The 15,080-nt window shown below is 73.0% G+C and carries 14 protein-coding genes and 1 pseudogene; 5 read left to right on the top strand and 10 right to left on the bottom strand.

Translation table 11 applies throughout. The features are described 5' to 3' along the window. Nucleotides 1-34: 34 nt before the first annotated feature. Nucleotides 35-796 carry a GntR family transcriptional regulator gene (locus tag ACPYOM_RS00320; protein ID WP_481344447.1) on the bottom strand — a complete coding sequence of 254 codons (762 nt, stop codon included), beginning with the start codon at nt 794-796 and terminating at the stop codon, nt 35-37. Here ACPYOM_RS00320 and ACPYOM_RS00315 point away from each other — a divergent pair. Beyond that, nucleotides 795-3,647, top strand: a complete 2,853-nt coding sequence (locus ACPYOM_RS00315; RefSeq protein WP_481344446.1) for an FAD-binding and (Fe-S)-binding domain-containing protein — start codon at nt 795-797, stop codon at nt 3,645-3,647. The two genes, ACPYOM_RS00320 and ACPYOM_RS00315, sit on opposite strands and share 2 nt — an antisense overlap. Before the next feature lie 39 nt (nt 3,648-3,686). Next, the gene (locus ACPYOM_RS00310; protein WP_481344445.1) at nt 3,687-4,907 is read left to right on the top strand and encodes an amidohydrolase; all 1,221 of its coding nucleotides are present in this window, start codon (nt 3,687-3,689) and stop codon (nt 4,905-4,907) included. Nucleotides 4,908-4,913: 6 nt separating this feature from the next. On the opposite strand, the gene ACPYOM_RS00305 is transcribed toward ACPYOM_RS00310, so the two are convergent. After that, a complete protein-coding gene (locus ACPYOM_RS00305) occupies nt 4,914-5,885 on the bottom strand; it encodes a TerC/Alx family metal homeostasis membrane protein (RefSeq protein WP_481341836.1) in 972 nt (323 codons plus the stop codon). A gap of 200 nt (nt 5,886-6,085) precedes the next feature. Then, complete coding sequence (locus tag ACPYOM_RS00300) at nt 6,086-6,655, bottom strand: NADPH-dependent FMN reductase (RefSeq protein ID WP_481344444.1); 570 nt, start codon at nt 6,653-6,655, stop codon at nt 6,086-6,088. Nucleotides 6,656-6,937: 282 nt separating this feature from the next. On the opposite strand from ACPYOM_RS00300, the gene ACPYOM_RS00295 reads away from it, so the two are divergent. From ACPYOM_RS00295 to ACPYOM_RS00285, 3 genes are all read left to right on the top strand, one after another. Next, nucleotides 6,938-7,108 (top strand): hypothetical protein, encoded by a 171-nt coding sequence (locus tag ACPYOM_RS00295; protein ID WP_481341838.1) that lies wholly within the window; start codon nt 6,938-6,940, stop codon nt 7,106-7,108. 98 nt (nt 7,109-7,206) lie between these two features. Beyond that, nucleotides 7,207-7,818, top strand: a complete 612-nt coding sequence (locus ACPYOM_RS00290) for a metallophosphoesterase family protein (RefSeq protein WP_481344443.1) — start codon at nt 7,207-7,209, stop codon at nt 7,816-7,818. A 37-nt stretch (nt 7,819-7,855) separates the two neighbouring features. Then, complete coding sequence (locus tag ACPYOM_RS00285) at nt 7,856-8,374, top strand: SRPBCC family protein (protein ID WP_481344442.1); 519 nt, start codon at nt 7,856-7,858, stop codon at nt 8,372-8,374. Here the strand turns inward: ACPYOM_RS00285 and ACPYOM_RS00280 are convergent. The 7 genes and pseudogenes from ACPYOM_RS00280 to ACPYOM_RS00250 form a co-directional block, all read right to left on the bottom strand. After that, the gene (locus tag ACPYOM_RS00280) at nt 8,323-9,201 is read right to left on the bottom strand and encodes a patatin-like phospholipase family protein (protein ID WP_481344441.1); all 879 of its coding nucleotides are present in this window, start codon (nt 9,199-9,201) and stop codon (nt 8,323-8,325) included. The genes ACPYOM_RS00285 and ACPYOM_RS00280 overlap by 52 nt on opposite strands. Before the next feature lie 216 nt (nt 9,202-9,417). Continuing rightward, on the bottom strand, nt 9,418-10,440 hold the full coding sequence (locus ACPYOM_RS00275) for a molybdopterin-dependent oxidoreductase (RefSeq protein WP_481344440.1): 1,023 nt from the start codon (nt 10,438-10,440) through the stop codon (nt 9,418-9,420). Between the two features lie 181 nt (nt 10,441-10,621). Further along, the gene (gene katG, locus ACPYOM_RS00270; RefSeq protein ID WP_481344439.1) at nt 10,622-12,904 is read right to left on the bottom strand and encodes a catalase/peroxidase HPI; all 2,283 of its coding nucleotides are present in this window, start codon (nt 12,902-12,904) and stop codon (nt 10,622-10,624) included. Continuing rightward, nucleotides 12,901-13,362: a Fur family transcriptional regulator gene (locus tag ACPYOM_RS00265; protein ID WP_481341198.1), complete on the bottom strand. Its 462-nt coding sequence runs from the start codon at nt 13,360-13,362 to the stop codon at nt 12,901-12,903. Before ACPYOM_RS00265 ends, katG begins: the two co-directional genes overlap by 4 nt. Nucleotides 13,363-13,522: 160 nt before the next feature. Further along, nucleotides 13,523-13,966: a ferritin-like domain-containing protein gene (locus tag ACPYOM_RS00260; protein ID WP_481344438.1), complete on the bottom strand. Its 444-nt coding sequence runs from the start codon at nt 13,964-13,966 to the stop codon at nt 13,523-13,525. A gap of 147 nt (nt 13,967-14,113) precedes the next feature. After that, nucleotides 14,114-14,566, bottom strand: coding sequence for an NAD(+)--rifampin ADP-ribosyltransferase (gene arr / locus ACPYOM_RS00255; protein ID WP_481344454.1), 453 nt, complete (start codon nt 14,564-14,566; stop codon nt 14,114-14,116). A 117-nt stretch (nt 14,567-14,683) separates the two neighbouring features. Beyond that, nucleotides 14,684-15,034 (bottom strand): annotated as a pseudogene (locus ACPYOM_RS00250) (putative immunity protein); the annotation flags it as partial. Nucleotides 15,035-15,080 lie beyond the last annotated feature (46 nt).

The following is a 15,080-nucleotide window of genomic DNA, read 5'->3' as shown; positions in this document are numbered from 1 at the left end:
CCTCTGGCCTCCCGTCAGCGCGGGACGGCCGTACTCATGGTGCTGTCGGTCTCAGGGTGCCCCAGCCGGCGGCCGGGACGTGGTCTCGTGCGCCCGGTGAGACGGGCTCGAGCCCGGGCGCGGCAGGGTGCAGGGTGCGGGTCAGCAGCTCCCCGGTGTGCTCGAGGTGGCGGCGCATCGCCGTCTCGGCGTCGGCTCCCCGGCGGTCGAGGATCGCGGCGACGATCGGTTCGTGCTCGGCACAGATCTCCGGCAGCGTCCGCCCGGCCGCGGTGGTCGGCGGGCCGAGCAGGGCTGTAGTGGCTCGCAGTCGGTCGATGATCGCGGCGGCGCGCTGGTTGCCCCCCGCCCGCATCAGACGGTCGTGCAGGGTGTGGTCGGCGACCCAGAACCGGTCCTCGGCCGTCGTCGCCGCCGTCATCGCCTCGAAGGCCGCACGGATGCCGGCGTGCTCGGCCTCGCCGCCGTGCTCCGCTGCACGGCGGGCCGCGACCGGCTCGAGCGCGAGACGGATGTCGATGATCTCGTCGATGTCGTGGGCCTGCGGGGTCAGGACCCGGAACCCGCGGTTGCGGTTGATCTGCACGAGGCCGGCCTCCGCCAGTCGCAGCAGCGCCTCACGGACCGGGCTGCGGGACACCCCGAGGAGGTCCGCGAGCTGGTACACGGAGTACGTGTCGTCCGGGACGAGCTCGCCGGCGATGATGCCCGCGCGCACGGCGTCGACGACGGCGTCGGCAAGAGAGGACGCGCCGTGCGGGAGGGACAGCCGGACCATGAGTAACATGTTACCCATGGTCGAACCCTCCGCCGACGTGGTGTCCGCCCTGGCCGGCGCCGGGCTCGAGGTCCGGGCGGACGCGGGGACCCGCAGCATGTACGCCTCGGACGCCTCGTTGTACCGCATCCCACCCCTGGCCGTGGTGCGCCCACGTGGCGTCGAGGACGTCGCTGCCACCCTCGCCGTGGCCCGCGAGACGGGGGTCCCCGTCACCTCGCGAGGCGCCGGGACGTCCGTGGCGGGCAACGCCGTCGGACGCGGCGTCGTGCTCGACTTCTCCCGGCACATGAACCGGGTGCTGTCGGTGGACCCCGACACGCGTACGGCGGTGGTGGAGCCGGGAACGGTCCACGCCGTGCTGCAGCGGGCGGTCGCCCCCCACGGTGTCCGGTTCGGGCCCGACCCCTCGACGCACCCGCGCTGCACGATCGGGGGGATGATCGGCAACAACGCGTGCGGCTCGCGGTCCCTGACGTACGGGCGCACCTCCGACAACGTGGCGGCTCTCGACCTGCTGACAGCGGCCGGCGATCTTCTGTCCACGGGCTACGACGAGACGGGCGACCCGTTCGCCCGGGGCGCCGACGCCGTGGTGTCCGGCCTGCGGACCGTCATGTCCCGCCACCTGGCGACGGCGCGCACCGAGCTCGACAGGTTCGACAGGCAGGTCTCCGGGTACGCCGCGCACCACCTGCTGCCCGAGCGGTTCGACCTCACCCAGGCGTTCGTTGGCTCGGAGGGAACCCTCGGGGTCATCACGCGGGCCACCGTGAGACTCGTCGTCGACGCGCCCGTCCGCGTCGTCGTCGCCCTCGGGTTCCGCGACATCGTCGCCGCCGGGCGGGCCGCGCCCGCAGTCGTGGCGCACGGGCCGACCGCGTGCGAGGGGCTGGACTCCCGGCTCATCGACGTGCTGCGCGCTCGCCGCGGCCCGGACGCGATCCCTCCGCTGCCGCGAGGGCGGGCGTGGCTGTTCGTCGAGCTCGCCGGCGACGAGCTGGGCGAGGTCGCGGCCCGGGCGCGACGCCTGGCGGGGGAGGGGCTCGCCGACGACGCCGTCATCGTCGAGGACCGCGCGGTGCAGGCACGCCTGTGGCGGATCCGCGAGGACGGCGCCGGCCTGGCCGGACGCGCCCCGTCGGGAAAGCCGGCCTGGCCCGGCTGGGAGGACGCGGCCGTGCCGCCCGAGCGCCTGGGGGACTACCTCGCCGCCTTCGACGACCTCGTCGGCTCGTACGGCCTGACGTCGGCGCCGTTCGGCCACTTCGGCGACGGCTGCATGCACGTCCGGCTCGACGTGCCGCTCGACCGGCCCGACGGGACCACCGTGCTGCGCGAGTTCCTCACCGAGGCAGCGCGGCTGGTCGGTGGGTTCGGTGGCTCCCTGTCGGGTGAACACGGCGACGGACGGGCCCGGTCGGAGCTGCTGCCCCACATGTACTCGGCCGACGCGATCGCCCTGTTCGGCGGTATCAAGCACGCCTTCGACCCGGAGAACCTGCTGAACCCCGGCGTGCTCGTCGACCCGGACCCCCTCGACCGGGACGTGCGACCCGCGGGCCGGTTCCCGCTCCATGGCCTGGCCATGGCCTACCCGCACGACGACGGCGACCTCGCCCAGGCGGTGCACCGGTGCACGGGCGTCGGCAAGTGCCGTGCCGACAACGCGGCGGCCGGCGGTGTCATGTGCCCCTCGTACCTGGCGACGCGGGAGGAGAAGGACTCCACCCGGGGCCGCGCCCGCGTCCTGCAGGACGTCGTGCGCGGCGAGCTGCCGTGGTCGCACCCGTCGGTGCACGAGGCGCTCGACCTGTGCCTGTCGTGCAAGGGTTGCGCGTCGGACTGCCCGACCGGCATCGACATGGCGACGTACAAGTCCGAGGTGCTTCACCAGACCTACCGTCGCCGGCTGCGCCCTCGCTCCCACTACACGCTCGGCAAGCTGCCGATGTGGGCCCGGCTGGCGGGCCGCGTACCGGGGCTGGCCAACCGGGCGCTGACGCTCCCCGCGCTCGGCCCGGTGGCGCTGTGGCTGGCGGGCGTCGACCGACGCCGCTCGATCCCGGCGTTCCCCCGGCGTCCCTTCCGGCGCACCTTCAGGTCGGAGGCCTCGGATCTGAAACCCGTTGTGCTGTTTGCCGACTCGTTCACCGACGCGTTCTCACCAGAGGTGGCCGACGCGACCGTGCGAGTGCTGCGCCACGCCGGGTACGAGCCGCGGCTGCCGAGCCGCTCGGTGTGCTGCGGGCTCACGTGGATCACCACCGGGCAGCTCGACTCCGCCAAGGGCATCCTGCGCCGGACCGTCGCGGCGCTCGCGGCAGATGCGCGCGCCGGTGCGCCCATCGTCGGGATCGAGCCGTCGTGCACGGCGGTGCTGCGCTCGGACGTCCACGAGCTGCTCCCCGGCGACGAGGACGCAGCCCTGGTCTCCTCCCAGGTCCGCACGCTCGCCGAGCTGCTCGCCCAGACCCCGGGCTGGACCGGTCCCGACCTCACCGGGACGCAGGTCATCGCCCAGCCTCACTGCCACCACCATGCCGTGCTCGGCTGGCAGACGGACGCCGACCTGCTCGCGGCCACCGGCGCGACCGTGCAGACCCTGCCGGGGTGCTGTGGGCTCGCCGGCAACTTCGGCGTCGAGGTCGGCCACTACGACGTCTCCCTGGCCGTCGCGAACCAGAACCTGCTCCCCGCGATCGACGCGGCGCCCGATGCCGTCGTGCTCGCCGACGGGTTCTCCTGCCGCACGCAGGTGGCAGACCTGCGGGACCGGCCCGCGCAGCACCTCGCCCAGCTGCTCGACCCGGCAGCGGCCGGGACGCCTGGGTCCGGGCCCCGGTCGGGTGGCAGGAACCGCGCGTAGCCTGAGAGGTCCCTAGCCACCACCCACCGAGGGGGAGCGATGGACCGGACCCAGGCGGTGCTCGCACGACGTGCCGCGACCAGGGAGTGGCAGGAGGAGGTCTACCGGGACCTGCACGCCCACCCCGAGCTGAGCGGGCAGGAGGAGCGGACCGCCACCGAGGTCGCCCGCCGCCTCGGTGCCATGGGCTACGCCGTCCGCCGGGTCGGCGGCGGCGTCGTCGGCACGCTGGAGAACGGGGCCGGGCCGGTCGTGCTCGCCCGCGCCGACATGGACGCGCTGCCCGTCACGGAGCTGACCGGCCTGCCGTACGCGTCGAGCCGGACCGCGACGGACGCCACCGGGACCGAGGTGGGCGTGTCGCACGCGTGCGGGCACGACGTCCACGTGGCCTGCCTCCTCGGCGCCGCCGACCTGCTCGCATCCGGTGCCGAGGCGTGGGCCGGCACCGTCGTCGCGCTCTTCCAGCCCGCCGAGGAGACCGCCGCCGGCGCGCAGGGGATGCTCGACGCCGGGCTCGCCGAGGTGATCCCCAGGCCCGACGTGGCGTTCGGCCAGCACGTCCTCGGACTCGAGGCGGGCACGGTCGGGACCGCGTCGGGCCCCGTCATGTCGGCGGGGGACAGCATCCGGATCACCCTGTACGGCAAGGGATCCCACGGGTCGATGCCGCACCTCGCCGTCGACCCGGTCGTCCTCGCGGCGTCGGTCGTCCTGCGGCTGCAGACCATCGTCGCCCGGGAGACCAGGCCGGGGGAGTTCGCCGTCGTGACCGTGGGCAGCAGCGTCGCCGGGACGAAGAGCAACATCATCCCGGACCAGGCGGTCCTGCTGGTCAACGTCCGGACCTACGACGAGTCGGTCCGCGAGCACGTGCTCGCGGCGGTCGAGCGGATCGTCCGCGCCGAGTGCGACGGTGCCGGCTCCCCCCGACCGCCGGTGTTCGAGTACTACGACCGGTACCCCCTGACGACCAACGACGGCGGCGTCACCGCCGTCGTCACCGGGGCCTTCCGGGAGCACTTCGGCAGCGAGCGGGTCGTCGACCTGGGGCGGGTCACCGCCAGCGAGGACTTCAGCCGGGTGCCCGACGCGTTCGGGGCGCCCTACTGCTACTGGGGCATCGGCGGTTTCCCGGCCGGCGCGGACGCCCCGCCGAACCACTCGCCGTACTTCGCCCCGCTCATCCAGCCGACCCTCGACACCGGGACCGCCGCGCTCGTCGTCGCAGCCCTCAGCCACCTGTCCGACCCGGGCTGACGCCCGTCAGGAGGTGGCGCGCTGGTCGAGCCAGTTCTTCCCCAGGCTCGCGGCGGCCGACGCGAGGAGGACCGTGACGATGAACCCGAGCGACGTGGCGATGCCGATCTCCGGCAGCGGGATGGACCCCAGGTGGTCGATGTGCGACCCGTGCAGCGCCTCGATGATGAGCTTGGCACCGATGAAGGCCAGGATCGCCGACAGGCCGACGTTGAGGTAGATGAGGCGCTCGAGCAGCCCGCCGACGAGGAAGTACAGCTGCCGCAGCCCCATGAGGGCGAAGGCGTTGGCCGTGAAGATGACGAACGCGTCCTGCGTCAGGCCGAAGATGGCCGGGATGGAGTCGAGGGCGAAGACGACGTTCGCCAGCGCGATCGCCGACACCGCGATGACCAGCGGGGTCCAGTGGCGGCGGCCGTCCTGCCGGACCGAGAGCCGGTCGCCGTGGTAGTCCCGGCTCATCGGCAGGACGCGACGCATCGCGCGCAGCACCCGGTACTCGCCGAACTCGGGCTCGTCCTGCTCGCGCAGCAGCGTCACGGCCGTGTAGATGAGCAGGATGCCGAACAGGTAGAACGTCCACGAGGCCGCCGCGATGAGCGCTGCGCCGGCGAAGATGAACACGGCCCGCAGCACCATCGAGATGACGATCCCGAGGTAGAGGACCTTGTCCTGCGCGAAGGAGGGGACCGCGAACTTCGTCATGATGATGACGAAGACGAAGAGGTTGTCGACCGACAGGCTGTACTCGGTGATGTACCCCGAGAAGAACTCGGCGCCGGTGCGACCTCCCACGGTCAGGGCGAGCACGAGACCGAAGGCCAGGGCCAGGGAGACGTAGAAGGTCACCCAGCGGACCGACTGGCCCAGCGAGACCTCGCCGCCACGACGGGCGATGACCCGCAGGTCGACGTAGACGATGACCGCAAGGAGCGCGAGGGTGGCGACCCAGACGGGCACGGGGACAGCGCTGATCATTGAATCCTCCGGAGGTACGTGACAACTCCGGAGGTCTCCTCCGCCGAGCGAGTCGGCCCCGGACACCGGAACAGCCTGGCTGTTCGTGATGACGACGTCCGGATTCGGGAGTACTCCCCTCCACCGGGGGGCACGCTATCGCGTCGGCGCCCGCCGCTCAGCGGGTGTCCATGATCTGACCGTCCTCGTGCCCGTCCCCGTCAGGGCCTCGGGAGGACCGTGAGCACGCGCTCGACATGGGCACGGAACTCCTCCATGAAGGCGCGGAGGAACGACGCGGTGGTCTCGTCGTTGACCTCCCCGCCCGAGGCGAAGGCGTCGGGCCGGAACTGGACGTAGGCCTCGGGGGCCGTCATCTGCCGCGCGTTGCAGAAGCTCAGCACGGCGCGCAGGCTCTGCTGGGCCAGCGCGGTACCGATGGCCCCGGGCGACGCGCCGATGACCGCGGCAGGCAGGTGGTCGAACGAGTTCTGTCCCCACGGACGGGAGGCCCAGTCGATGGCGTTCTTCAGGGCGCCCGGGATGGACCGGTTGTACTCGGGGGTCACGAACAGGACGGCGTCGGCGGCGGCGATCGACGCCTTGAGGGTCCGCGCCTCGGGTGGGTAGTCGGCGTCGAAGTCGGGGCTGTAGAGGGGCAGGTCGCCGATCGGGATCTCGGTGAACCCGAGGTCGGGCGGCGCCAACCGGATCAGCGCCTGGCTGAGGGTGCGGTTGATGGACGTGGAGGACAGGCTCCCGACGAAGTAACCGACCGTGTACGTGCTCATGGCGTGCCTCCTGAGGTGGTGGTGGGGTGGTGGACGCGGTGGTGGTGCGGGGGTGGCGGTGTGGTGCGTCAGCGGCGACGACGCGCTCGGTGCTCCCTACCCGGTCGCGGGCACGTCATCCGGTTCGGCCGGTGGTAGAACACCTGTTCGACCGGGCTGCACAATGGTGGGGTGGCGGGCGGCATGAGGCGAGGGCGCGGGACCCCTTTGCGGGACCGTCCGGTCGTCGGTGCCGGGGCTGGCGCCGCCCCGGGCGGCGGTGCGGGACGACGTCACTGCTGGGTGGAGGGGCCCGCCGACCATCCCGGCCCCTGGCCCGGCGTGGTGGTCGAGTGGCGCCGCGACGCGGACGCGGGTGGCTGGAGCGCGCTCGTCGTCTACGTCGTCGCCGAGGCAGGGACGGTGACGACCGTCCAGGCCTGGGTGTCGGCGCGGTTCCTCCGCCCCGCCTGACCGGCCGCGGACGATGCCGCCGGGCCGGCCGGTGGGGCGTGGCGCCGGGCCCACTCCGGCGGGCGGCCGTCCCCTGCTCGCGGTGTTCACTGGGGTGCATGACGACCCGACTGCTCCTGCTGGCCGACACCCACGTGCCGAAGCGCGCCAAAGGCCTGCCGGACCAGGTCTGGCGCGCCGTCGACGACGCCGACCTGGTGGTCCACGCCGGGGACTGGGTCGACGTCGCGCTGCTCGACGAGCTCCAGGCACGGGCCCGCCGGCTCGTGGCGGTCGTGGGCAACAACGACCACGGCTCCCTGCGGGAACGCCTGCCCGAGTTCGTCGAGGTGGAGGTCGAGGGGGTGCGCGTCGGCGTCGTGCACGAGACCGGTCCGGCGTCGGGGCGCGAGGAGCGGTGCGACGCGCGCTACCCCACGCTCGACGTCCTCGTCTTCGGGCACAGCCACATCCCCTGGGACTCGACCTCGGCGAGGGGGCTGCGGCTGCTCAACCCCGGGTCACCGACCGACCGTCGACGCCAGCCCTTCTGCACCTACCTGACGCTCACCGTCCACGACGGCGTGCTCGGGCCGGTCGCGCTGCACGAGATCGGGCGGACACCGGCACAGCCGGACGCCGCCCCGGACGCTGCCCCGGACGCTGCCCCGGAGGTTGCCCCGGTTCGGGGGTCCGGCGGTTCTCGTGCGCGGGGCCGGTCAGGTGCCTAGCGTTGGAGCCGTCCACCCCGGGCGGCGAGGAGTCACGATGGCTGCAAGCACGGTCAGGTTCGAGTCGCAGACGGTGATCCACCGGCCCGCCGCCGAGGTCTTCGAGCGTCTGGCCGACCTGCCGGGCTACCGGCGCTGGCTGCACCACGGCGGCCTGTTCCGGGGGAGTGACCTGACGTCGGCGCTGCCGGTGGGGGAGGGCGCGACCTATGTCGACCGCACCTGGATGGGGCGCTTCGAGGGTGAGGTGAGCGAGCTGGTGCCGCCGGTGCGGATCGCCTTCGACGAGACGTTGAGCTGGTTCGGGCGCCCGCTGACCCGGGCGCGGCCTGGCTACGTCCTCGAGGGCCAGGGGGATGTCACGACGGTCCACCACGTCGCGGTCGCGGAGCTGTACGGCGTGATGCGGCTCCTGCTGCCGGTCGCGCGGTGGCTGGTCGACCGGGAGCGCAGCCGCACCCTCCGGGCGCTCGAGCGGTCCTTCGGGACCGACCAGCGCCGGCGTCAGCGCCAGAACTCGGCGAGCGACTCGGCGAGGTCCCGGCCCTGGGCGTAGCCTCCTCGCGCGGCCGGCAGACGCGTCGACGGATCCAGCGCGTTGGCGTCGAACACGGCACCGGCGCGGGCGTCCGGGAAGACGGTCTGCACCGAGCTGCCCGCTGCGCGCAGCTCGGCGACCTGGCTGGCCAGGTCCATGCCCCACTCCAGTGGCATGCGGGACCGGCCGCCGAAGGGTGACAGGACCAGCACCCGCCCGTACCCGGCCGCCAGGTCGGCGTTCTCGCTGCGTCGGTAGCCGCCGTTGAGGTACCGGTTCTCGCCGATGCGGTAGGGCGTCATGGCCGAGGTGCTGGCCGCGACGGCGTCCACCAGCTCGACTCCGCTGTGACGGTCGAAGAGGACCGGCTCTCCGGTGCGCGCATCGACGGCCGTGATGAGCACCGGTCGCTGCGGCCAGTGCCGGCTGGGCAGACGCGCGGCGACGACGTCGCGCCAGCGGGCCGCACCGGCGCCGTCGGACGCATCCGCCTCGAGCGCCGCGGCGCCCATCCTCCGGCGCATGTCGGCCGGGTCCTCGGCAGAGGCGATGATCCGGTCGGACCACTCCAGGTAGCTCGGGCCCGAGACGCCGGGAGCGCGTCCCCTCCCCGCTCCGCGGCTGCCGGCCCGCGTGGGAGGCGTCTCCGCGAGGATGGCGGCGTACAGCTCGGCAGGCGGGATCCCGCTGGTGATCTGGGCAGCGACCGTCGACCCTGCGGAGGTGCCGACGACGAGGTCGGCCTCAGTGACGTCGACGCCGGCATCGGACAGGCCGGCGACGAGGCCGAGCTCCCAGGCATTGCCGGCCGCTCCGCCTCCGGCGAGGACCAGGGCACGAGTCACGATCGCTCGCACGCTAGCAGGCCGGGAAGGACCAGGCAGCAGGTGGCGTCCCGGATGACGACCACCATCCACTCGCCGGCCGAAACGGCACGCACACAACCGCCGCCCCGGACGTGGTCGTGGTCGTCATCTCGAACCGCAGCCGGGAGGGGGCGCACCTGGCATGGGTCCACAGCGGGCGCTCCCTCGGGCATCGGGGTGGTCGGCCGGACCGGTTCACTGCAGCGGGAACGGCGGCTGGGACCACGACGGCTGCGGTTCGACGCTCACCTGCTCGACCCACTTGACCCACCAGAACCCCCGCCGTCCGGCCGCCACCAGCCTGACCGGGGCACCGTGCCCGGGCGAGAGGGGCAGCCCGCCGACGTGCGTCGCGAGCAGCAACCTCGACGCGTCCTCGGACGGGAAGCGCCGGGTGTAGCCGGTCACCGAGCGCACGGCGATCGACCCGTGGTCGGGCGTCCCGAGCAGGGTGTCCAGCCGGACACCGCGCCACGTCTGCTCGGCCCACCAGCCGCCGGTGCAGTCGAGGATCGCCGACTGCGTCGCGTCACCCAGCCTGAGCAGGTCGGCGTGGGAGAGCCGCAGCACCGGCTCGCCGGGCCGGGTCACAAGCAGCTCGTAGGCGTCCGGGTCGATGCGGGGCACACCGTCGGTGAACCACTGGGTGACCGGCATCGCGGAAGGAGCGCCCGAGCCGACCTCGTAGGACCCTGTCCCGCGGTGACGAGCCCCCGGGAGACGGGCCGCCGACGTGACGGACGCCAGCGCCCCGTACGCCAGGGCCGCGGTCCCGCCGACGGCGATCGCCCTCAAGGCCGTTCGCCGGGAGAGGTCGGTCGCGCGAGGCCGCTGCCATCGACGGACCACGTGCACCAGTGCGAGCGGTGCCGCCACGAAGGCGGCGGCGACGTGCACCGTGAGGGCGCTGACCCCCGCGACCTCGAGCGGGCCGAGCGTGGCGTGCACGACGCCGGCGAGCAGGCAGACGGCGACGGCCACGGCGAACGCCACCGCGAGGGCGTGCCCGCGTCGACGACGCAGGCCGCGTCGCACGATCACCGCCTTCCACGGGCTGAGGACGAGGATGCCGAGCCCGAGGACGCCGTGGACGACGGTGACGGCCCTCGACGCGGGGCCCTCGACCCCGAAGGCCAGCCAGCCCGTCGCGAAGGCCGCCGCCAGGAGCACGAGGAGGCCGAGGTTGGTCCGTCGGCTCGGCCGGGACGACACCGCCATCAGACCAGTGTGCCGCGGCCCGTTGGACCGCCACCCCTATCGTCGATGGCGGCGCCGTGAGGCCGATGGGGTGATGCCGTGCCGGCGCTCCCCGCCCGCCCGCCAGGGGGTCAGCGCGAGCCGAGACGCGACGAGCCCGGCACCCCGTGGAGGGGCGCCGGGCTCGTCGCGTGCGGCGGGGTCAGACCAGGTCGAACCGGTCGAGCTCCATCACCTTGGTCCACGCGGCGACGAAGTCGTGGACGAACTTCTCCCGGGCGTCCTCGCTGGCGTACACCTCGGCGAGCGCGCGCAGCTGGGAGTTCGACCCGAAGATGAGGTCGACCGGGGTGGCCGTCCACTTGAGGTCGCCGCTGGCGAGGTCACGGATGTCGTAGACGTTCTCCTCGGACTCCGACGCCTTCCACTGCGTGCCGGGGGCGAGCAGGTTGACGAAGAAGTCGTTGGTCAGGACGCCCGGACGGTCGGTCAGGACGCCGTGCGCGACGCCACCGACGTTGTTGCCGAGGGCCCGCAGGCCGCCGACGAGGACCGTCATCTCGGGAGCGGTGAGGTCCAGCATGTACGCGCGGTCGACGAGGAGGACCTCCGGCTGGAGCTTGACGCCCGGACGCAGGTAGTTGCGGAACCCGTCTGCGCGCGGCTCGAGCACCGCGAAGGAGTCGACGTCCGTCGCTTCCTGCGTCGCGTCGGTGCGGCCGGGGTGGAACGGCACGGTCACCGCGACACCCGCGTCCTGCGCGGCCTTCTCCACGGCGGCGGAGCCCGCGAGGACGATGAGGTCGGCCAGCGAGATCGTCGCGCCCCCGGCCTCGTTGAACTCGCGCTGGATGCCCTCGAGGGTGTCGAGGACCGCCCCGAGCTGCTCGGGCTGGTTGACGGCCCAGCTGCGCTGCGGCTCCAGGCGGATACGAGCGCCGTTGGCACCGCCCCGCTTGTCGGTGCTGCGGAAGGTCGCGGCCGACGCCCACGCGGTCGAGACGAGCTGGGAGACCGTCAGGCCGGACCCGAGGACCTTGTCCTTGAGCGCGGCGACGTCGTCGTCGCCCACCAGCGGACCCTCGACGGCGGGCACGGGGTCCTGCCACAGCTGCTTCTCGCCGACCCACGGGCCGAGGTAACGCGAGACCGGACCCATGTCGCGGTGGAGCAGCTTGTACCAGGCCTTGGCGAAGGCCAGGCGGAACTCCTCGGGGTCCTCGAGGAAGCGACGCGAGATCTTCTCGTAGGCCGGGTCGAAGCGCAGGGCCAGGTCGGAGGTCAGCATGCGCGGCTCGTGACGCTTCGACGGGTCGTGGGCGTCCGGGATCAGGCCGGCGCCCGCGCCGTCCTTCGGCCGCCACTGGTGGGCGCCGGCCGGGGACGTCGTCAGCTCCCAGTCGTAGCCGAACAGGATCTGGAAGAACTCGTTGTCCCACCGCGTCGGGTTGGAGGTCCACGTGACCTCGAGACCGGACGTGATCGTGTCGGCGCCCTTGCCGCTGCCGAACTCGCTCTTCCAGCCGAGGCCCTGCTGCTCGAGCGGGGCACCCTCGGGCTCCGGGCCGACGAGGCTGGAGTCGCCGGCGCCGTGGGTCTTGCCGAAGGTGTGGCCACCGGCGATGAGCGCGACGGTCTCCTCGTCGTTCATGGCCATCCGACCGAAGGTCTCGCGGATGTCGCGTGCCGAGGCGACGGGGTCCGGGTTGCCGTTGGGGCCCTCGGGGTTGACGTAGATCAGACCCATCTGGACCGCGCCGAAGACCTCGTCGAGCTGACGGTCGCCGGAGTAGCGCTCGTCGCCGAGCCAGGTGTCCTCGGGACCCCAGAAGATCTCCTCCGGCTCCCAGACGTCCTCACGGCCGAAGCCGAACCCGAAGGTCTGGAAGCCCATGTCCTCGAGGGCCACGTTGCCGGCGAGCACGAGCAGGTCGGCCCAGGAGATCTTCTGTCCGTACTTCTGCTTGACCGGCCAGAGCAGGCGGCGGGCCTTGTCGAGGTTGGCGTTGTCGGGCCAGCTGTTGAGCGGCGCGAACCGCTGACCGCCGTCACCGGCCCCACCGCGACCGTCGTAGATGCGGTACGTGCCGGCCGCGTGCCAGCTCATCCGGATGAACAGGCCGCCGTAGTGGCCGAAGTCGGCCGGCCACCAGTCCTGCGAGGTGTGCAGCACGTCGACGATGTCCTGCTTGAGGGCGTCCAGGTCGAGCTTGGCGAACTCGGCCTTGTAGTCGAAGTCCGGGCCCAGCGGGTTGCCCTTGGGGGAGTGGGCGTGCAGCACGGACAGGTCGAGCGAGTCGGGCCACCAGTCCTTGATGCCGCGCGGGCGACCGCCGGTCTTCGGCGTGGGCGAGTCGATCGCCGGGTTCTCGCTCTCGCTGCCCTGCGCGGTCGCCGAGTCGTGCATGACCGGGCAGCCGCCGCCGCTCGTGCGGTCCACCCCCTGCGGGCTCTCGGGGGTGACGTGGTTCTGGATGTCGGTCATGAGTGGTTCCTTCCGGGCATCGTTGTCGCTTCAGGGGTTTCGGCGGTCGAGCAGGCGGGACAGGTGCCCCAGTAGACGACCTCCGCCTCGTCGATCACGAAACCGTGGTCGTCGGAGGCGGTGAGACAGGGGGTGTGGCCGGTGGCGCAGTCGACGTCGGCGATCGCGCCGCACGAGCGGCAGACCACGTGGTGGTGGTTGTCGCTGACCCGGGCCTCGTAGCGTGCGGTCGCCCCAGCGGGCTGGATGCGTCGCAGCAGGCCCGCGGTGGTGAGCGCACGCAGGACGTCGTACACCGCCTGGTGCGAGACCGCGCCGAGGTCTGCGCGGACCCGGTCGATCACCGTGTCGGTGTCGGCGTGCGGGTGGTTGTGGACCACCGAGAGGACTGCCAGCCGCGGCCGGGTGACCCGCAGCGACGCCCCCCGCAACACGGCCTCGTAGTCCGTCGTCGTCATGCGCACACCATGGCGTCTAATCTTGAATGAGTCAAGATGTGTCTCGAAGGCTCTCGCGCGAACACACCCGAGCACGGCGACGAGCCGGTCAGCTCCAGCGGGAGCTGACCGGCTCGGCCCGTCGACGCGTGCCTCCCGAGAGGCGGGCGCGTCAGTCGGGTCAGTCCGTGACCTGCAGTGCCTTGACCTCGTCGCGAGCGGCGAGGACCGCGGCGTGCTGCCGGGTCACGACCTCACGGAAGCCCGCGCTGAGGTCCGCCCCGAGGGCCTTCTCGTATTCCGACACCGCGTGGTCCTCACCGGTCACCGCGGCACCCAGGACGCTGCCGGCGTCATCACCGGTCAGGGCGTCCTTGAGCGCGATCCAGCCGCGGTGCAGGGCGGCGGCGGCCGACCCGCTCTCGTCGACGTCCTCGCCGTACTCGTGGCCCATCTCGACGATCTCGCGCCGGAAGCCGGCGCGCTGCTCGGACAGGCGTTGCAGGGTGCTGGCCCACTCGGGACGGTCACCGTCACGAAGCTTCTCGGCGGCCGAGGCGAACCCTCGCTCGCCGTCCTTCAGCGTCTCCACCAGGTCCTTGGCGACCTTCTCGTCATCCGACATCTGTGCTCCTTCGTCGATGAGCTGGACCTTCGATTCCTACCCGCAAGGTGAGGCCACCAACCGCCGGAACCGCTGTCGGACGCGGCCGGCCACCCGCTCCCTCCGGGCCACCGCTCGGGGCCGCGGCGGGCGACCTCCCGAGGGTCGTCAGTCGTCCATCGCCTCGATCCCCAGCTCGGCCAGCTCGACCATGCGCGCGCGCATGTGGCTGATCATCTCGGGGTCCGGAGGGGTCCAGCCGGTGATCTCCTCGAGGACACGCAGCGGCTCGGTCGTCCGGTAGGACCGCGTCGGGTTGCCCGGGAAGCGCTTGTCGGTGACGTTCGGGTCGTCCTCGATCCGGCCGAGCGGCTCGACCCGGTAGACGCGGCCGGGACCGTCACCGCGAGCGAGCTCGGCAGCCAGTGGTGCGCCGTCGCGCGTGGCGGTCAGGTAGATGTGCTTGGCCCGGCGCCCCGATCCGTAGTTCGAGCTCCACCCCGGCGTGAGCAGGTCACCCGGGTGCAGGTCCGCTCTCGTCCCGTGGAAGAACGGCCCGGGGTCGTCGACGACGCGCGGCGTCGGAGGTGGGTCCCGCAGCAGGCTGTCGAGCCGTTGCATGAGGACCGCGACCCGGCTGCGCCCCTTGGGCGCCCGCGGGTAGCGGCTCAGCACCTCGAGGACGACGGGCGTGGCCCGCTTGGCGGCTGCGGTGACGACGTACTCCGCGACGACCGGGTCGTCGCCCCGGGCGAGCTCGGCTGCGCGGGCGGCGTGGGCGGCCGACCCGAGGATGTGCCGCACCTGCGTCGCCCGGGCGAGGGGGTGCAGGTAGGCCGCTGCGGCGGCATCGCCCGCGGCGGTCGCCGCGTGCCGCGCGGGTTCGGCCGTCGCGCCTTTTGCGGCGCGGTGGGCGTCGGCCGCGGCGCTGCGTTGGAGGCGCGACCGCGGCGCGCCCTCGGCGAAGACCCGCGCGGCGTGGACAGCCGCCGCCGGCCGCGGGTCATCGGGACGGTCCCGCTGGAAGAGGACGAGCGCCGGTTCGGCGCACGCCGCGGCATACCCGGCGACCGCCCGCAGCTCGTCCATCGTCAGCTCGACGTCTCCTGGGCCGGTCTGCATCGCCCAAACCTCC

Source organism: Monashia sp. HAY1-2A (genome assembly GCF_056755315.1).
Note: the sequence above shows the minus strand (reverse complement) of the source record. Positions and strands in the feature narration are given on the sequence as shown.